Origin of the sequence: Catellatospora sp. NPDC049133 (genome assembly GCF_040648455.1) — a bacterium.
Classification (GTDB): domain Bacteria; phylum Actinomycetota; class Actinomycetes; order Mycobacteriales; family Micromonosporaceae; genus Catellatospora; species Catellatospora aurea.
The window spans coordinates 45,050-61,437 of the sequence record NZ_JBEZDT010000005.1; the positions used below are offsets into that span (position 1 = coordinate 45,050).

Annotated in this window: 20 protein-coding genes; 7 read left to right on the plus strand and 13 right to left on the minus strand. The window is 72.3% G+C overall.

Annotated elements, in window-relative coordinates; genetic code table 11:
- The first annotated feature begins 11 nt into the window (after positions 1 to 11).
- Complete coding sequence (locus AB0B35_RS06835) at positions 12 to 977, plus strand: LysR substrate-binding domain-containing protein (RefSeq protein WP_361041692.1); 966 nt, start codon at positions 12 to 14, stop codon at positions 975 to 977.
- A gap of 6 nt (positions 978 to 983) precedes the next feature.
- Here the strand turns inward: AB0B35_RS06835 and AB0B35_RS06840 are convergent, their stop codons facing one another.
- Together AB0B35_RS06840 and AB0B35_RS06845 are read right to left on the minus strand one after the other, a co-directional pair.
- Positions 984 to 1,931 carry a 5,10-methylenetetrahydrofolate reductase gene (locus AB0B35_RS06840; RefSeq protein WP_361041695.1) on the minus strand — a complete coding sequence of 316 codons (948 nt, stop codon included), beginning with the start codon at positions 1,929 to 1,931 and terminating at the stop codon, positions 984 to 986.
- A gap of 130 nt (positions 1,932 to 2,061) precedes the next feature.
- A complete protein-coding gene (locus AB0B35_RS06845; protein WP_361041697.1) occupies positions 2,062 to 2,592 on the minus strand; it encodes a hypothetical protein in 531 nt (176 codons plus the stop codon).
- A gap of 203 nt (positions 2,593 to 2,795) precedes the next feature.
- Between AB0B35_RS06845 and AB0B35_RS06850 the strand changes: the two genes are divergently transcribed.
- Entirely contained in the window at positions 2,796 to 4,124 is a 1,329-nt protein-coding gene (locus tag AB0B35_RS06850; protein ID WP_361041700.1) for a BTAD domain-containing putative transcriptional regulator, read from the plus strand.
- Here the strand turns inward: AB0B35_RS06850 and AB0B35_RS06855 are convergent.
- Positions 4,121 to 5,041 (minus strand): RNA polymerase subunit sigma-70, encoded by a 921-nt coding sequence (locus AB0B35_RS06855; RefSeq protein ID WP_361041703.1) that lies wholly within the window; start codon positions 5,039 to 5,041, stop codon positions 4,121 to 4,123. The two genes, AB0B35_RS06850 and AB0B35_RS06855, sit on opposite strands and share 4 nt — an antisense overlap.
- A 133-nt stretch (positions 5,042 to 5,174) precedes the next feature.
- On the opposite strand from AB0B35_RS06855, the gene AB0B35_RS06860 reads away from it, so the two are divergent.
- Positions 5,175 to 5,888 (plus strand): DUF899 family protein, encoded by a 714-nt coding sequence (locus AB0B35_RS06860; RefSeq protein ID WP_361041706.1) that lies wholly within the window; start codon positions 5,175 to 5,177, stop codon positions 5,886 to 5,888.
- A 15-nt stretch (positions 5,889 to 5,903) separates the two neighbouring features.
- Here AB0B35_RS06860 and AB0B35_RS06865 read toward each other — a convergent pair whose 3' ends face one another.
- From AB0B35_RS06865 to AB0B35_RS06900, 8 genes are all read right to left on the minus strand, one after another.
- Complete coding sequence (locus AB0B35_RS06865) at positions 5,904 to 6,332, minus strand: hypothetical protein (protein WP_361041708.1); 429 nt, start codon at positions 6,330 to 6,332, stop codon at positions 5,904 to 5,906.
- A 40-nt stretch (positions 6,333 to 6,372) separates the two neighbouring features.
- The gene (locus tag AB0B35_RS06870) at positions 6,373 to 7,299 is read right to left on the minus strand and encodes a hypothetical protein (protein WP_361041711.1); all 927 of its coding nucleotides are present in this window, start codon (positions 7,297 to 7,299) and stop codon (positions 6,373 to 6,375) included.
- Positions 7,280 to 7,711: a cupin domain-containing protein gene (locus AB0B35_RS06875; RefSeq protein ID WP_360526382.1), complete on the minus strand. Its 432-nt coding sequence runs from the start codon at positions 7,709 to 7,711 to the stop codon at positions 7,280 to 7,282. The genes AB0B35_RS06870 and AB0B35_RS06875 overlap by 20 nt, the downstream gene beginning before the upstream one ends.
- A gap of 44 nt (positions 7,712 to 7,755) precedes the next feature.
- On the minus strand, positions 7,756 to 9,204 hold the full coding sequence (locus AB0B35_RS06880; protein ID WP_361041713.1) for a peroxidase family protein: 1,449 nt from the start codon (positions 9,202 to 9,204) through the stop codon (positions 7,756 to 7,758).
- Positions 9,201 to 9,443, minus strand: coding sequence for a hypothetical protein (locus AB0B35_RS06885; protein ID WP_360526388.1), 243 nt, complete (start codon positions 9,441 to 9,443; stop codon positions 9,201 to 9,203). The genes AB0B35_RS06880 and AB0B35_RS06885 overlap by 4 nt, the downstream gene beginning before the upstream one ends.
- A gap of 17 nt (positions 9,444 to 9,460) precedes the next feature.
- On the minus strand, positions 9,461 to 10,216 hold the full coding sequence (locus tag AB0B35_RS06890) for an SDR family oxidoreductase (RefSeq protein ID WP_361041716.1): 756 nt from the start codon (positions 10,214 to 10,216) through the stop codon (positions 9,461 to 9,463).
- A 90-nt stretch (positions 10,217 to 10,306) separates the two neighbouring features.
- Positions 10,307 to 11,209, minus strand: a complete 903-nt coding sequence (locus tag AB0B35_RS06895; RefSeq protein ID WP_361041717.1) for an RNA polymerase sigma-70 factor — start codon at positions 11,207 to 11,209, stop codon at positions 10,307 to 10,309.
- 61 nt (positions 11,210 to 11,270) lie between these two features.
- Positions 11,271 to 11,732 (minus strand): DUF5997 family protein, encoded by a 462-nt coding sequence (locus tag AB0B35_RS06900; RefSeq protein WP_361041719.1) that lies wholly within the window; start codon positions 11,730 to 11,732, stop codon positions 11,271 to 11,273.
- Positions 11,733 to 11,824: 92 nt separating this feature from the next.
- Here AB0B35_RS06900 and AB0B35_RS06905 point away from each other — a divergent pair, with 92 nt between their 5' ends.
- Positions 11,825 to 12,631 carry a LysR substrate-binding domain-containing protein gene (locus tag AB0B35_RS06905; RefSeq protein WP_361041721.1) on the plus strand — a complete coding sequence of 269 codons (807 nt, stop codon included), beginning with the start codon at positions 11,825 to 11,827 and terminating at the stop codon, positions 12,629 to 12,631.
- A 48-nt stretch (positions 12,632 to 12,679) separates the two neighbouring features.
- Positions 12,680 to 12,937 carry a hypothetical protein gene (locus tag AB0B35_RS06910; RefSeq protein ID WP_361041723.1) on the plus strand — a complete coding sequence of 86 codons (258 nt, stop codon included), beginning with the start codon at positions 12,680 to 12,682 and terminating at the stop codon, positions 12,935 to 12,937.
- A gap of 28 nt (positions 12,938 to 12,965) precedes the next feature.
- Here AB0B35_RS06910 and AB0B35_RS06915 read toward each other — a convergent pair whose 3' ends face one another.
- Both AB0B35_RS06915 and AB0B35_RS06920 read right to left on the minus strand, forming a co-directional pair.
- A complete protein-coding gene (locus AB0B35_RS06915) occupies positions 12,966 to 13,964 on the minus strand; it encodes a nitroreductase family protein (RefSeq protein WP_361041726.1) in 999 nt (332 codons plus the stop codon).
- Positions 13,965 to 14,185: 221 nt separating this feature from the next.
- Positions 14,186 to 14,512 (minus strand): hypothetical protein, encoded by a 327-nt coding sequence (locus tag AB0B35_RS06920; protein WP_361041729.1) that lies wholly within the window; start codon positions 14,510 to 14,512, stop codon positions 14,186 to 14,188.
- A 168-nt stretch (positions 14,513 to 14,680) separates the two neighbouring features.
- On the opposite strand from AB0B35_RS06920, the gene AB0B35_RS06925 reads away from it, so the two are divergent.
- Positions 14,681 to 15,325 (plus strand): hypothetical protein, encoded by a 645-nt coding sequence (locus tag AB0B35_RS06925; protein WP_361041732.1) that lies wholly within the window; start codon positions 14,681 to 14,683, stop codon positions 15,323 to 15,325.
- Positions 15,326 to 15,834: 509 nt separating this feature from the next.
- Complete coding sequence (locus AB0B35_RS06930) at positions 15,835 to 16,275, plus strand: hypothetical protein (protein ID WP_361041735.1); 441 nt, start codon at positions 15,835 to 15,837, stop codon at positions 16,273 to 16,275.
- The last annotated feature ends 113 nt before the right edge of the window (positions 16,276 to 16,388 follow it).

The window sequence follows — 16,388 nt, forward strand, 5'->3', positions numbered from 1 at the left end:
ATGGTCGGACGGTGGATCTCTCCAAACACCTGCGCTACTTCCTGACCGTCGCGGAGGAACTGCACTTCAGCCGGGCGGCGGCGATCCTCGGCATCGCGCAGCCCCCGCTCAGCCAGGCCATGCGGCGGCTGGAGGACGAGCTCGGCGTGACCCTGTTCGACCGGCTGCCCCGCGAGACGGCCCTGACCGCCGCAGGCCATGCGCTGCGCGACGAAGCACGGGAGTTCCTGGCCGCCGAGCAGCGGCTGCGCACCCTGATGAGCAGCGTCCGCGACGGTGCGCTCGGCACCCTGCGCGCCGGGGTGCCGCCGGAGACCCCGGCGGCGGCCCTGGGCGAGCTGCTGCGCCGACTGGCCGAACAGGCCCCCGGGCTCGACGTCGACTTGCAGGAGCTGACCACGGCCGAGCAGCTGGAACTGCTCGCCGCCGCCCGGCTCGACGTGGGCCTGCTGCATCAGCCGGTTGACGACGTGGACCTGTGCGCGGGCCCGGCCGTCCGCACGCGGCTGGGCGTGGTGCTGCCCCGCACCTCCCCGCTGGCCAGGTCGAACGAGCTGACCCTGGCCGACCTGGCCGGGCACGGCCTGGTCGTGTTCCCCCGCGCCACCGCGCCCGACTGGTATGACCACCTGCTGGCGGTGTGCCGCGAGCACGGCTTCACCCCCGGCCGGATCCGGCACGCCCGCAACCCCGAGTTCCTGTGCGGGCTGGTGCTCGCCGGTCAGGGCGTGGCGCTGGAGCGGGAGTCGGCGACCCGCCGCGAGCCGCGGGTCACCTGGCGGCCGCTGACCGGCGACCCCCTCTGGCAGCAGGTCGCGGCCGTGTGGCCGCGCCGCTCACCGCACCCTGCGGCGTTGCGCTTCGCCGCCGTCGCCGGTGAGGTCCTCACCCGGTCCGCGGGGCTGCCCGTGCCGGAGCGGGCCGAAGGAGCGCCGCCGCCGTGGTCGGTGGTCTTCCACACCGCCCCGGGCATATGACCGGGCTCAGGAGTTGAGCAGCTCGCGGACCTCACGGGCGAGTTCGACCGAGGCCTCGATCTCGACCTTGCGGATGGACACGCTCTCGACGTTGAACCCGAACGGCACGCCCAGCCGCCGGCAGAACGCGGAAAGCTCGCGAGCCGTGGCGATGCACTGCTGGTAGGACTCCGTCAGCGGGTCCTCGGAGTAGCGCAGCGCGTTCTCCAGCCAGCGGGGCACGTCCACGCCGAGCCAGTGCAGGAACGACAGCGTCTTCAGCGAACCGCACACCGACAGTGTGAAGATCACCGGGCGCGGCGCGACGCCCTTCTGCGAGCAGGTGTAGAAGTAGTCCGAGAGCATGCTCTTGGTCGCGTCGACGTCGTACACCACCTGCGTGATGAAGAACGACGCGCCGCGGTCCTGCTTGGTCAGCATGCGCAGGTGCTCGTCGCCGCTGCGGGTGTAGCGCTCGGTGATGGCGACCGCGCCGAGCGGCAGGTCGGCGCGGACCCGGTCGCGCAGGGCGTACGCCTGGGTCAGACCGGTGCGCACGCCCTTGTCCCGCGACGACGCGCCGACGAAGACGCTCAGCACCCGGTCGGTGTCCACCTCGCCGAGCCAGTCCGCCAGCTCGGGCTCGGTGTACTTGCCGACGCACCGGTAGATGACCGCGGGCCGCTCCCAGCCGCCGAGGTGGTCGCGGTGGAACGACACGGGGTCCATCGTCGGCAGGTACGGGAACGGGCGCTCCTGCGGGTTGCGGTCGCTCTCGTCGTCGATGTCGTAGAGGATCAGTCCGTCGAGGTCCACCGTGGCCAGCCGGGCCAGGGTCACCTCGGCGATCTGGGCGGCCTGCTCCGCCGAGACGCTGCTGCGCGGCGGGGTGATGCCGAGCAGCAGCACCCCCGCCTCGGCCCGCTCCAGCATCGCGCGCAGGGACCGGCGGGCAGGTGCGGTGTCGTCAGCCATGCGCTCACGGTATCGAACCCGCTCGTACCGAACCGACCCGTGTTAAGGCGATCCACGCCACAACATGTCGTACGCGACGGCATCGAGCGGCGCGTGGCCGGGTGTGCGGTGCCACCCGGCCACGTCCCGCTCAGTCCACGAGTGTGCAGAGGTTGGTCGTGGTGCCGTGGACCATCGTGAGGGTCTTCTGGAACGTGGGCGTGAACGCCACCGTGTAGACGCCGTCGATCAGCCACATGCCGCGCGGCAGGGTGCTGCCGTCCGCCCGGAACCCGAAGATCACCGGGCCGACCACGTAATAGGTCATCGACCCGTCCGTGCCGTACTGGACCATCGCCGTGCCGCTCGCGTCGACCTCCGTGAACACCCCCGTCTCCAGGTTGGTGTACCTGACGATGAGGTCGCCGGCGTACAGCTCGCGCTTCGGCTTGCCGTCGGCGTAGGTGTCCAGGACGAGCTTGCGCACCTCGTCCCGGATCGGCTCACTGCGGATGGCGAAGTCGCAGCGAGCCCCGGCGGGCTGCTCGAAGGCGGCCGACGGGGCCGGCACCCAGCCGCCGTGCGCACCGGCTCCGCCGGCCGGTTCGGTGGCCTGAGCCGGCGCGGCCCCGGCCAGCAGCGCGGTGACCATGACCGCGGCCGCGATGACTGCTCGACGCATGAACGCTTCCTTCCTGTTGCTTCGTCACGTGCCGGGACAGCCTGGCGCGGCCGGCTCACCACGGCCTGACCACCGAAAAGGGGCCAATAAGGACGACTCACGTGATTTGCCAGCGGCGACACGCCGACTTCGCGGTATGCCTCACCACCTCCTCCACAAGCGTCAAGGTCAACCACTCGGGCAGGTCCGAGCGTCCTACCGGTATGGAGTTCCGCCTGCTCGGCCCGTTCGAGGCGAGTCACCACGGCCGTCTCGTGGAGATCGCCAGCCGCCGCCAGGAACGCTGCCTGCTGGCCCTGCTGCTGCTCGACCTCGGGCACCTGGTCACCATCGACCGCCTCATCGACCTGCTGTGGAACGGCAGCGCTCCGGCCTCGGCGCGCGGCGCCGTGTACACCTACGTGGGCCGCCTGCGCGCCGCACTGAACCCGTACGGCGTGCGCATCACCACGCGCGCCGACGGATACCTCGTCGAGGCCGACGACCACCGGGTCGACGTCACCGACTTCCACCGCACCGTGCAGCAGGGGCTGGACGCCGCCGATCCCGCCGTGCGGGCCGCCCTGCTCGACGGCGCGTTGCAACTGTGGCGAGGGCCGCTGCTGGCCGACGTGGCCGACGACGCGCTGCGGCACCGGCTCGACGGGCAGCTCGACGAGGCCCGGCTGGTCGCCGTCGAGATGCGCGCCGAGGCGCAGCTCGCCCTCGGTCGGCACGCCCGCGTGAGCAAGGACCTGGCCGGGCTCGCCGACGCGTATCCCCTGCGCGAACGGCTCGTCGGCCTCCTGATGACCGCCCAATACCGCGCCGCCCGCCAGGCCGACGCCCTGCTGCTGTACGAGGCCACCCGCAAGGCCCTGGCCACCGAACTCGGCGTCGACCCCGGCCCCGACCTGCAGGAACTGCACCGTCGCATCCTCCGCAACGATGCGCGCCTGGACCAGCCGCGCCGCGCGGTGTACGAAGTGCGGATCCGCGAGGAGGTGCTGCCGTGGACCGTCGGCGGGCATCCCGCGCTCGACTTCTGCAACACCTTTGCCGGCTGGGGTCTGCCGACGCCGCCCCCACCCGGCGCCGAGTGGCTGCGCGGCTACAACACCTTCGCCGTGTGGTGCGGCTACATCGGGCTCGCCGACGACCCGACCGTCACCCGTCTGCTCACGCTCGCCGCCCGCGACCCGGCCGAGGCCGACCGGACCCTGGAGCAGGCCCGGACACTTCGCGCACAGGTGTACGCCTGCCTCAACGGGCACGCCGACCACGCCGCGTTCGACGCGGTCGCCAGGGCTGCCGAGGCGGCCGCGAAGACGCTGGAGTACACCCGCGACGAGACCGGCGGCGGCCGCTGGCGGCCCGGCCTGGACGCCGGACTGCGGCTGCCCCTGCACGCCGCCGCCTGGAGCGCCGCCGAACTGCTCGCCGACCCCCGACGGCTGACCGTACGGTCCTGCACGGAGTCCCACTGCCGGTGGCTGTTCCTGGACGAGGCCGGCATGCGCCGCTGGTGCAGCCTGGTGACCTGCGCCGGTTAGGGTTCCAGCGTCGCGGCCATGCCGAAGGCGGCGACGTGGTGCGCGCCGACGAAGGCGTTGCTCTCCACGATCTTTCCGTGCTCGATCCGGAGCACGTCGACGACCAGGGCCTCGTAGCGCGGGCTGCCGGGCCTGCGCAGGTAGCAGATCAGCGCGGGACGCCCATTCGCGGAACCGGGGAAGGTGCGCCAGTCGAGGGGGCGGCAGAGGAACGCCACGACCGCGTCGATCCCGACGACCGGCGGCTCGGGCGGCATGGTGATGCGCACGTCCTCGGCGAGCAGGGCGCGTAACGACGGTGGATCGGCCGCGTCGGCGTACCGGCGCAGGATCTCCTCGTCCTGTCGGGTCAACGGCGGCCGCCGCCAGTCCCGCGGGTCGGCCGGGGCGTGGTGGCGCACCGTGTGGCGGGCCCGCTGGAGCAGGCTGTTGACCGCGGTGACCGGGGTGCCGAGCGCGGCCGCGACCTCCTGCGGCCGCCACCCGTGGACGTCGCACAGCACGAAGGCAGCCCGCTGCCGTCCCGGCAGGTACCTGAGCGCCGCGATCAGGGCCAGTTCGACGGTCTCTCGGGCGGCCACGCCGCTCTGCGGGTCGTCGGCGAGCAGGGCGTCGGGATAGGGGCCGATCTCGGTGGACCACTCCAGCAGGTCACCCGCCGGCGTGGTCCGGTGGGCTGCGGCTTTGCGGCTGTCGAGGAAGGCGTTGGTGGCGATCCGGTACAGCCAGGTCCGCACGGAGGCGCGTCCCTCGAAGCGGTCGCGGGCTCGCCAGGCGCGCAGGAACGCCTCCTGCACCAGGTCGTCGGCGTCGGGGACGTTGCCGACCAGGTGGTAGCAGTGCAGGTGCAGGTCGCGGCGGTGCTCGCCGAAAGCAGCCTGCAGCCGTGCGGCCCGCTCGTCAGGCGCGTCGGACATGCGGTTCTCCCGGAGTTCGTTCGTCACGACGGTACTGACGATCGGCAGACCGAACCTTCATCGGTGACCGATGAAGGAAGCCGCCCCCGCTCGTCTGAACCGTGACCGATCCGATTCACGAGAGGACTACACCATGTCGGCGAACCCCGTGCTCCGCGCCGAGAACCCGCCCGTCGTCGACCGGCGGACCTGGCTGCGGGCCCGCGAAGAACTGCTGGCCCGGGAGAAGGCCCATACGCGCGAGGGCGACGCCATCGCCGCCGCTCGCCGCAGGCTGCCGATGACCCTGATGCCGCCGGTCGCCGTGCAGGGCCCCGGCGGACCGACCCCGCTGGTGGACGTGTTCGAGGGACGCCGGATGCTCATCGCGTACTTCCACATGTGGCACGACGACGAGCCGTTCGAGCAGCAGTGCGAAGGCTGCACCTTCTCCACCTGCCACGTGCAGCTGCTGGACTACCTGCACGCCCGGGACGTCACCTACGCCGTGTTCTGCCAGGGGCCGTACGCCGACAGTGCCGCGTTCGCGAAGTTCATGGGGTACCCGTTCCCCTGGTATTCGGCACGCTACAGCGATCCGGCCCTGGCCGACGGGCGCGACTTCGGGTTCATCGCCTGCTACCTGCGTGACGGCGACCAGGTCTACGAGACGTACTGGACCACCGGCCGGGGTGTCGAGGCGATGATGACCAGCTACCACGCCCTCGATCTGACGGTGTACGGCCGCCAGGAGGGCTGGGAGGAATCACCTGACGGCTGGCCCCGCGCGAGCGGACACCCGTGGCGGCTCGACGGCCGCCCGACCGCGCAGTGGAGCCGACCCGGCGTACGCCCGCCGACGACCTGACCGGTCGGGACCTGCTCAGTCACCGACGCGCACGACGGTGGTCCGCGCGTCGGTGACGGCCTGCCGCACGATGGCCTCCAACCTGCGCATCTCCAGCTCCAGCCCGCAGGCGAGCGGCCCCGTCCGCACGGTCAGCATGCGGGCGGCCTCGGACATCGGCAGGTTCAGCGCCGCACGCAGCTCCTTCACGAGGCGAACCCGGTCGGCGTCCGGGACGGTCACCTGCAATCCGAACCAGCCGCCCTGCGCGCGCAGCAGAGCATGGTCCCTCCCGTCGACACTCGGGCCGAGGAGGCTCTCCACGGCGTACGCGCAGCCGGCGCACCGCTCCGAGGCGTCCCAGCGGATCCGCACCCCGTCCAGCCAGCCGACCACGCCGTACGTCACCACACCCGCGCATCGCGAGCACTCGAACGTCTCGGTCGCGCTCTGCCCGTACACCATCGTGGCTGCCCTCCGTGAGGGCGACAGCATACGGTCGCCGTCACGGCCGGGCCGCTGTGATCCGGCCCAGGAGGCGCGGCAGCGGTCCGGCGGGCGGTGTCCAGACGTCGCGGTCCTCGTAGGACCAGGCGTAGGTGGGGTTGCCGTCGCGTACGAGGTCGCGCAGTCCGGGGAGGCCTAGTTCGCACGCCGACCATTCGTACAGCAGCTGCAGGCGCGGCTGGATCACGCCGTAGTCGAGCATCCGGCCCAAACGGTGCTCGTGGGCGAGGTAGGCGCGCAGCTCCTCGGCCGGCGGGTAGCGGTCGGGCAGGACCCGGCCGAGCGACAGGAACACCCCGGCCATGCCCAGTCGCGGGTCCCCGAGCAGCCGGCCCAGCACGGCGAGCCTGCCCAGGGCCAGCTTCGGCGCGGCGACCAGCGCGTGCGTGTACAGGACCCGGAGCAGGGCGACGTTGAGGAAGAAGCGTTCGGGCATCGACTCGCGTTCGGCGAGCTCCCGGTTGTCCAGATAGCCGGCGCAGATGCTGGCGTTGTGGGCCCGGTACCAGTTGCGTGCCGTCGGGTGGTGGATGAAGGCGGTCCACAGCGCGACCGCCGGTGACGACGGCTCGCCCGGCATGCCGCCCGAGCGGGCCATTGCTTCGCAGCCGTCGCGCAGCAGCCGGTCGTTGACGGCTCGCCACCAGCGACTGCCCGGCGGCTGCGCGGTGAGGGAGTTGAGCACGCCGCGGCGCGCCTGCCAGCGCATGAACGACATCGCGGCCCGCCGGAACGGCAGGTGCTGCGGGGCCCGGCCCTCCGGACCGTGGTAGGTGCGGGCCAGCAGCGCGATGCGGCGCAGCGGGTCGTCGCGTACCTCCGCGACCTGGGCGGCAGCCCAGTCTGCCGCGGGGTTCGGCGACCGCTCGCCGCCACCGCCCGGCCGCGTGGCGCGTGCTCGCGGCTCACGTCGGCCGAGGCGCACGCCTGTCCTTGCGTTGGGCGAGTTCCTCGTCGTCCACCAGGACGAGCATCGGCTTGCCGGGTTCGCACAGCATGGTGACGAGAAAGCGCACGCGTGCGTCGTCGCGGTTGTTGCCGTCCTGGTAGTGGATGACGTCACCGCCGGGCTCCCAGAACACCTCGCCCGCGCGGACGACCCGCTCGGGCTCGCCCTCCAGTTCGAACAGCATCTCGCCTTCCAGCACGTACCCGAAGGCCGGGCCCGAATGCCGGTGCGGCGGCGTGCCGGGGTCGCCGGGCGGATACTCGATGACCACGGTCATCGCGTGGGCTCCCGCCGGGATGAACGGCGGCTGCGCCTCCTGCAGCATGGTGAGCGCCGTCTGCCACGCGGTCGACCTCGGCTGCCCGCCGGCCGGGTTGCTGCCTGCCATGAGAGATTCCTCCGTGATGAGATGGGTGGCCGATGTCGCCGTGGTCACGCCCGGCCGGCGAGGCCGAGGGTGAGCAGGTCGGCCATGCCGAAGCCCGCACCGGCGGACGGCAGGACCGGCTGCCAGTCCGGTTCCAGGCTCAGGTAGCTCAGGGCGTCGGCACGCTGCAGGCCGATGAGGACCTCCGCGACGATGCGGCCGCCGACCGGGCCGAGCCGGTCGCCGCCGCCGCGGTGTTCGGCCTCCTTGAGGATGTAGAACCACAGCGGGGTGCCCTGCGGCCAGCTCTGCTCCAGCTCGTCAGCGGTCAGCGGGTCCGCCCCGAGCAGCCCGGCGACGGCTTCGCCGCTGGGCAGCGCGGTCGTGTCGCCGCGCAGCAGGTCCCGGACGGCCAGCGAGCGGTACGCCTCCGTGTCGACGGCCCCGGTGACCTGCTCGGGCAGGCCGATGAGGCTGGCGGCGAGCCGCCCGTCGAGGCGTTTGGCCCGCTGCGCGGGCGGGTGGCCGGGCAGGTCGAAGATCTGGGCGAGGTCGAGTCTGCGGTCGGCGGGCACCGGGCCGAAGCCGACCAGGTCCGGGAAGAGCGGCACGGCGGGGCCGCCGTCGACGAGCCGGTAGGTGTGCCGGATCTGGCCGTGGCCGTAGCGGAACGCGGCGTCGGCGAACTCCAGCGGGATGTACGCCTGCCCCGCCGGTGGCGCGAACCACCGGCCGCCCTCAGCCAGCACCTGCTCGACCAGCTCCGCCCCGACCAGGCGCGGCAGGAAGTCGTGGACCGTGATCCACTGGTAGTGCCAGGTGAGGGTGATCCGGGCCTTGTCGAACACGTCGGCCTCGGGCACGCCCTTCTCGCGGAGCAGGTCGACGATGCGGTTGTGCGCGCGCAGCAGCGCCATGTGCAGCGACAGCGCGAACAGGTGCGAGTCGTTGCGGGGGTCGCCGATCAGCGCCACGCCCTGCTGGTTGCGCGGCACGTCGCCGCCGTCCGGCCCGAGCAGGAACTTCGCCGGATCGTGCACGTCGAACAGGAACGGCGAGCCGATCGGGCCGTCGGAGTAGACCATCTCCAGGTTGAGTTTCGGGGCGCGGGCGTTACGCAGCGCCTCCGGGTCGACCCCGCCCATGATCGGCGAGCGGTCGGCGGTGATGTCGTGGGCGATGAGCTGGCCGAAGAAGGGCCAGCCGGCGGCCTCGGTAGCGTCGTCGCGCCCGGGGTTGAGCCGGTCCAGGACCGCCGTGGCGTCGCAGACCCCGCCGTCGACGCCCGCGCGCACCAGCAGCTGCGGGTCGGTGCCCAGCGGGGCGAGGCCGGGGAACATGCGCCCGTAGCGGGCCGCGCCGGTGGGCCGGTCGACGGCGCGCGCCATGCTCAGGCAATGGTCCCGCGCGGCCACCCGGCTGCCGTGCGCGTGTGCTGGAGCGCCGCTCACCTGCCGAGCGTATGCCTCGCCGTGGTCCGGTCCGGTCTGGTTGAGCAGATGGCCCGCCGTCATGCCCGCCTCCGCCTGCCGTCGTCGGGCCGGGAGGTGTCCTCCACGGCCTCCACCGCGCCGAGCAGGTTGCGCAGGCCGACCTCTTCGCTCTGGGTGTACGCCGGATCGAGCATCCACTCGTCCATGGGCGCCTCGACGGCCTGCTCCTCGGGCAGGCTCGCCGCGGCCTGGGCCAGTTCGGCCCTGACCTCGGTCTCGAGGTCGTGCAGGAAGGCGTTGTCGCCGGTCGGGGTATTCATCGTTCCTCCAGGACGGTTCATTTCGCAGTGCCGTCGCGGCCCGGCCAGTCGCGGTAGCGGATCTCGCCGAGGGCCGCGCCGTCGCCGGGCAGCAGGGTCCGCTCGCCCAGTTCGGCGCCGAAGTAGGCGGCGTGCGGGTCGGTGACGACCTGTCGCGGATCGTTGCGGCCGGCCAGGGCGTCGCGGAAGAACTCGTCCATGGGGACCGGTTCGGGTCCGGCCACCTCGACCGTCGCGTTCAGCGGCGCGCCGACCGCGACCCGGCCGACGGCCCGGGCGACCTCGTCGCTCGCGATGGGCTGGAACAGCACCGGGGCGAAGTGGACGGTGTCGCCGTCGGTGGCCGCGTCGGCCATGCTCTTCACGAACTCGAAGAACTGCGTCGCGTGCACGATCGAGTACGGGACGGGCGAGTTCTCGATCAGCTCTTCCTGGGCGCTCTTGGCCCGGAAGTAGCCGCTGGCCTGCAGCCGGTCGGTGCCGACCACCGACAGGGCCACGTGGTGCCCGACGCCCGCCGCCGCCTCGGCGTTCAGCAGGTTGCGGGTGGAGGTGGTGAAGAAGTCCATCACCGCGGCGTCTTCGAACGAGGGCGAGTTCGACACGTCGATCACCACGTCCGCGCCGGTCAGGGCGTCGGCCAGGCCCTCGCCGGTGAGGGTGTTGACGCCCGTGTTCGGGGAGGCGGCCACCGCTTCGTGGCCGTGCTCGCCGAGCTTGGACACCAGCTTCGAGCCGATCAGGCCGGTACCGCCGATCACCACGATCTTCATGACGTCCTCCTGTGCGCCGGGGCGGCCGGTCGCCGCCCTCCACCAGCTAAGACAGGGCAGCCGGGTCGCCTGTGACAGCCCGCGAGCCGATCATGCGGGGCTCGCGGTGGAGATGCGGGCGAGTTTGGCGGGGTTCATCACCCACATGACCTGGTCGATGCCTTCCGGTGTGGCATGGATCGCCGCGAGCGCGATGCTGACGCCGTCCCGGGAGATCAGCACTGCGGGCCGGCCGTTGGCCTCGATCCAGGTGAACTCGGCCCCGGTCCAGAAGTGCGGGGAGAACGCCACGATGAACTTCGCGACCGTCGTCCGGCCGACGACCGGGATACGGGCGGCGCGCACCGCTCCGCCGCTGTCGGAGTAGCTGACGACGTCGGAGGCGAGCAGCTCCTCCAGCGCGGCGAAGTCGCCGTTGCGGGCCGCGGTCAGGAACGCGGTAAGCAGCGGCCGCTGCTCGGCGGGGCGCACCGACTCGCGCGGGGAGTCGGCGACCCGTTTGCGGGCCCGGCTGACCAGCTGACGGGCGCTGTCCTCGGTCGCCTGGACGATGTCGGCGATCTGCCGGTACGGGTAGCTGAACGCCTCCCGGAGCACGTACGCGGCCCGCTCGGTCGGCGTCAGCTTCTCCATCAGGACCAGCATCGCCATTTCCAGTGCTTCGCCCCGTTCCGCCCCTAAAGCCGGATCTGCGCTGGTATCGACTGGTTCGGGAAGCCACGGCCCGATGTAGGTCTCCCGGCGGGCACGGGCCGACTGCGCGGCGTTGATCGCCAGCCGGGTCGTCGTCGTGGCGAGGAACGCACCCGGATCCCGCACCGTGTCACGGTCGTAGGCCTGCCAGCGCAGCCAGGCCTCCTGCACGATGTCCTCGGCCTCGGCCGCGCTGCCGAGCATGCGGTAGGCGATGCCGAACAGGCGCGGGCGCAGGCTCGCGAACACCGAGGCAGCCTCTTCGAGAGCGGCCGCCGACGGATCGCCCAGAGCCGGCACCCATTCATGCTAACGATCTTTTCCCGGCCAGGTCCGTGCTTCGCCCCGGCCGGGCGGCGCCTCATCGCCGCGCGGTGCGCCCGCCCCGCGCGGCCGGGCTCTTGCGGCGCTCAGGGCGCTTAGGGGCGGCCGTGGGCTTCGCCACCGGCTCCTGCTCCTGTCGCTCCTTCAGGCGCTTCTGCTCACGCAGCACCTCGGCGTGCGTGGCACGCTCGGCGATCAGCCACTCCGGCGGGTCCGCGACCAGCTCCGCGATCTGCGCGGTGGTGAGCGCCTCGGTGATGCCCGCGCGGGCCAGCCCGCTGTTGGACACCCGCAGGCGCGCGGCGACCACGTTGCGCGGGTGCGGGCCGTCGCGGCGCAGGTCAGACAGCCACTGCGGAGGGTTGCGCTGCAGCTCGTCGAGTTCCTCGCGCGAAACCAAGCTCTCCTGGAACTCCTTCGGCGTGGCCGGCAGGTACACGTCCAGCTTCAGCGCCGCCGTGGCGGCCTTCATCACCTGGGGCTTCTTGGGCTTGGTCACCGGCTCAGCCTAGCGGTCCGGCAGGTCGCCACTGACCGCGGTGCCTGCCGTCACCGGTCCGGGGACACCGGGCTCCCGGTACCCTGACCAGGTTGCGCCAACCGCAGCGCTGCCCGTACGCCGGTGCCTGGCCGGTCGACGCTCCGGAGGTAACCGTGCCCGACCCCGAGGACGCCCGTCCCGTGTTCCGCCTGCTGGCCGTGCCCGGCGTCACCGTCGACAAGTGGGCGCGGGTCTGGTCCGAGCGCCGGCCGGAGGTGGACCTGCGGGTGGAGCCCGCCGAGGCGGCCGAGGCCGCCGCGCTGCTGGCCGTGGAGGCCGACGCCGGCCTGCTCCGGACGCCGGTCGACCAGGACGTCTTCCACGCCATCCCGCTGTACACCGAGGTGACGGTCGTCGTGGTGCAGCGCGATCACCTGCTCTCGGCCGCCGACGAGCTGACCGTCGCCGACCTCGCCGACGAGATGCTGCTGAGCCCCCTGGACGACGTGATCGACTGGACCGGCGTGCCAGGGGCCCCGGCCGTCCTCGATCACCGCCCGGAGACGACGGCCGACGCCGTCGAGCTCGTGGCCGCCGGCGTCGGCGTGCTCGTCGTGCCGCAGTCGCTGGCCCGCGCCCACCACCGCCGCGACCTCACCTACCGGGTGGTGACCGACGCCCCGACGTCGTCGATCGGGCTCGTGTGGGCCCGCGACCGGTACACCGACCTGGTCGAGGAGATGATCGGGATCGTCCGGGGCCGAACCGCGAACAGCACCCGCGGCCGCGCCCAGGCCGAACCGCCCGCGCGGCCCGCGGCCAAGGCCGCGCCCCGTGCCACGCCCGCGTCCGGGCGGACGCCCGCACGGCGCGGCGGACCCAACCCCCGCACCCCTCAGAAGCGGCGCGGCCGGTGAACACCTGATCGCAAGGCCGCCGTTGCGGCACCCTCCTACGGTGTCGCCATGAACGGGGACCTTCTTTTTCTGCTGCTCGCGATCGCCGCGCCGCTGTGCGCGATCGGCATCGCACTGCTGGCAGTGATCATGATTTTGCGCCGACGACGGCCGCGCACGCCGTTGGAGCAGGCCCGGCGGGCCGTGCGCGCCGCGTCCCGGCAGAGCGCTCGCCTCGGCCGGTCGGGCCAGCGCGGCAAGGGCTCGGGCAAGCAGTTCGACGACGCGACCTTCTACGGCTCGGACGGTGGCAGCGCCGGGTTCTGAACGGCCGCGCCTTCACCGACGGCATCGGTCAACGGCTGTCTCCGGTCGGGGTGACGGGATTGATCGACTCCTCGGCGGCCCGCCGTATGACTGGCGGTGGTCCGCCGGGCTGGGGGTGCCCGACCCGGACGCACACCTGCGGCTCGCCGAGGCCCGGCAGCAGCCGGCGCAGCTCGTCGCGGGTGTCGGCGACCTCGGTGACGTCGCTGATCGGCGCGCTGCCCAGACCGTGTACGGCGGCGGTGAGCAGTATCGCGGACAGCGCCTGCCCGGCCCGCAGCCACGCGGACGGGGTGTCGTCGTCGGTGAAGACGATCAGGTAGCGGGCTCCGGCGTCGGTGTCGCGGCCGGGGTGCATCGTCTGGCCGCCGAACGGCGCGTAGTCGCGGATCGGCACCCGCCGCTGCACCGCCCGTACCGTGGTCTCGGTGGACACGCCCTCGCCGCTCCACGGTGGACGGTGCGTCCAGTCGGCGAGTTCGGCCCGGTAGTCGGCATCGGACAGCTGCAGCGCACCGGCCCGCACGGCCGCCATGGCCAGCACCGGGATCTGGTCGACGTCGACCAGGTGGACGTGGGCGTGCTCCCGCTCGCCCGCGAGGATCAGCGCCCAGCAGGCGTCCTCGGTCACCGGCTCGGACGTGAACGGCCGGCGGTCCGTCCGGCGGCGCTTGATCGCCGCGTAGGCCTGCAGCTCGGCCAGCTGCGGCCGGTGCGGGCCGACGATGCGCAGCTCTGCGAGCAGGTCCGGGTCGGCCGGGTCGGGTAGCTGCCGCACCTGCACGTCGTGGCCGGTCGCGGCCAGGGCGGTGCGGGCATGGTGCAGCGCGGCCCCGCAGCTGACGGTCAGCAGGCGGCCGACCGGATCGGCGACCGGGAGCAGGCGCCGGCGGTCGGCGTACAGGCGCAGCCCGTCCGGGCCGGCGAGCCAGCGCCACGGCTGGGTGTTGAAGACCGACGGCGCGGCGAGCGCGGTGCGGGCCGCGTCGCGCAGCACCTGTTCGCGGTTCGTCTCGACTGCTGTCATGCCCTCACTGTCCGCCCGGCGCGGCGCGGCGGGCAGTGCCGGCGGGCCCGTGGCGGGCGGGGCGAGGGTCCCGGCCGGTGACGGGTCTTTGGTCCCTACCCGGGCGGGCGGCCGGAGCGGAGAATGCGGGGGGTGATCCGTGTGTTCCTGCTCGACGACCACGAGATCCGGACATCCTGCCGTTCGAGCAGGTCGTCACCGTCGACTGAGGTACGCGGGATTCAGCTGTCGTCGACCACGTTTCCGTCGCGGTCATGGACCGTCGCCGCCTCCATGAGGGCGTCGTGCCATGACCGCTCCTCGTCGGTGCCGGTGCGCCAGCCGTCGCCGCGCGTCTCCCACATCGCGACGAGCCCGAGCAGCTCCTCCCCGGTTCCGGCGCTGAACAGGCGGCCGTCCTTCAGGGCGGTGTATTCGGCCGTGTACTCGCCGGGCCTGTCCAGCAGGTAGCTCAGCTCGACCCGGTAGCCCTTGGCGCGCAGAGCGAACAACGCCGGACCGCCGGTGTTTCCCGCGACCCGGATCACGACCCGGTGCTCCCCGCTCAACTGCCAGGCCCCTCTCGACGAATGCGCAGCTCCGCAAAGGATAGGCGGGTCCACGGTCCGGTCGGCGGGGAGTCTTTGGTCCCGTGACGAGGGGCCGTCGAACTCTGCTGTGACAGGTGTGACGGGCGGGACTCTGTGTGCAGACCCCCGACGTCCAAGGAGACGACGATGAAGCGCAGGACCCTCGACCTCATGTTCAGCCTCGGCGGCGTGGCCATCGCCATCCTGCTGACCGTCGCCGGCCTCGTGCTGTCGGCCAACGCGAACTTCGCCAACACCTACGTCGCCGACCAGCTCACCCAGCAGAACATCACGTTCAAGACCCTGGACACCCTCACCCCGGAGGAGCGCGAGCAGCCGGGCCTGGTCGAGTACGCCGGGCAGAAGATGACCACCGGCAAGCAGGCCGAGGTGTACGCCAACGAGTTCATCGGCCTGCACCTGAAGAACACCGCGAACGGCAAGACCTACGCCGACCTCGGTGTTCCGCAGGCGCAGCTGCGCACGCAGGTGGCCGAGGCGGCCAAGAACAACGACCCGAACCTCGCCGCGCTGCAGCAGCAGCTGGCCGACGTCACCGCCCAGCGGGAGACCGTGTTCAAGGGCGAGACCCTGCGGGGCCTGCTGCTGACCACCTACGGGTTCAGCGAGTTCGGCGTCAAGGCGGGCCAGGCCGCGCTGGTCGCCTACCTCGCCGCCCTGGTGCTGGCCCTGCTGTCGATCGCCGGCTTCGTGCACGCCTTTACGACGCCCCGCACCGTGGCCTTCGCCCCGGTCGAAGCCGCCCCGAACCGCGAGCGGGTCGACGCCTGACACACCGATCACTCGGGCGACCCGCCGGTTCGGCGGGCCGCCCGAGGCGTCTGGTCAGGTAGTGCGTATGTGGACTCGGCCCGCTGGCCGACCTTCCTTGGGCGTTGACATGTGGGGGCATGGGGCATTGTCGTACGCGAAGGCTAGGGTTCCGATCTGTCTGATATGGATGTCCGCCGCAAAGCGATGTGGTCGGGTCATTGTGGCCTGAGCTGGACATGGGCGCTGTGCGGGCATGGCAGTGCTGTGTCGATTGCCGGTGGTGGTCGGGGTTGAGCGGGCGGGGTCGGGTGTTGCGTGCGGTTGCTGCACCGTTCGTGGCGGCGGGGCCTTCGGGTGTGTCGGTCCGTGACCGGCCCAAACACCTGACTCCGGCCGATGAGCGGGTGCTGGTGCTGGTCGGGCAGCATCTGGGCGGGCTGGCGTCGGGGGATCTGAAGGCCCGTTGCCGTGACGGTCTCGGTCACGACGCCGGCCGGTGGGCTGAGCGGAAGCGTTCACTGACCGTTGTGTCGTCGTCGCGGTGGGCTGGTTCGATCACCCGGGCCAGCCACGATCAGTGGGCACTGTCCCGGCGCAGGCTGGACGCGCACATCCGTGGCCTGGAGGCCGGGATCGCGATGCTGGCCCACCGCCTGGCCCAGCCGATCGGCCAACGCGGCACCAAACGTGCCCCGGGCGGGTACCGCTCGCGCTCGGAATGGTTCGGCAAGCGTCGCCGTCTGGGCGTGCTGCGGGCCCGGCACGCCGCGGCGATGCGGGACTGGCAGGACGGTCGGGTGCGGGTGGTGCGCGGTGGGCGGCGGTTGGCCAACACCCGCCACCACCTCGACCAGCCTGGGATGACCGAGGATCGGTGGCGGCAGCGGTGGCAGGCGGCGCGGTGGTTTCTGTCGGCCGACGGGGAGTCCGGCAAACGGTACGGCAACGAGACGGTCCGGGCCGGCTGACGCGAGCATCCGGTTTCTCGTGCCGGGCTGGGCGAATGCCTGGCCCGGCACGTTTTCGACCGGCGAATCCCACTAATTGGAACTCCTATTTCGCCGATAGGATATGTAGGATA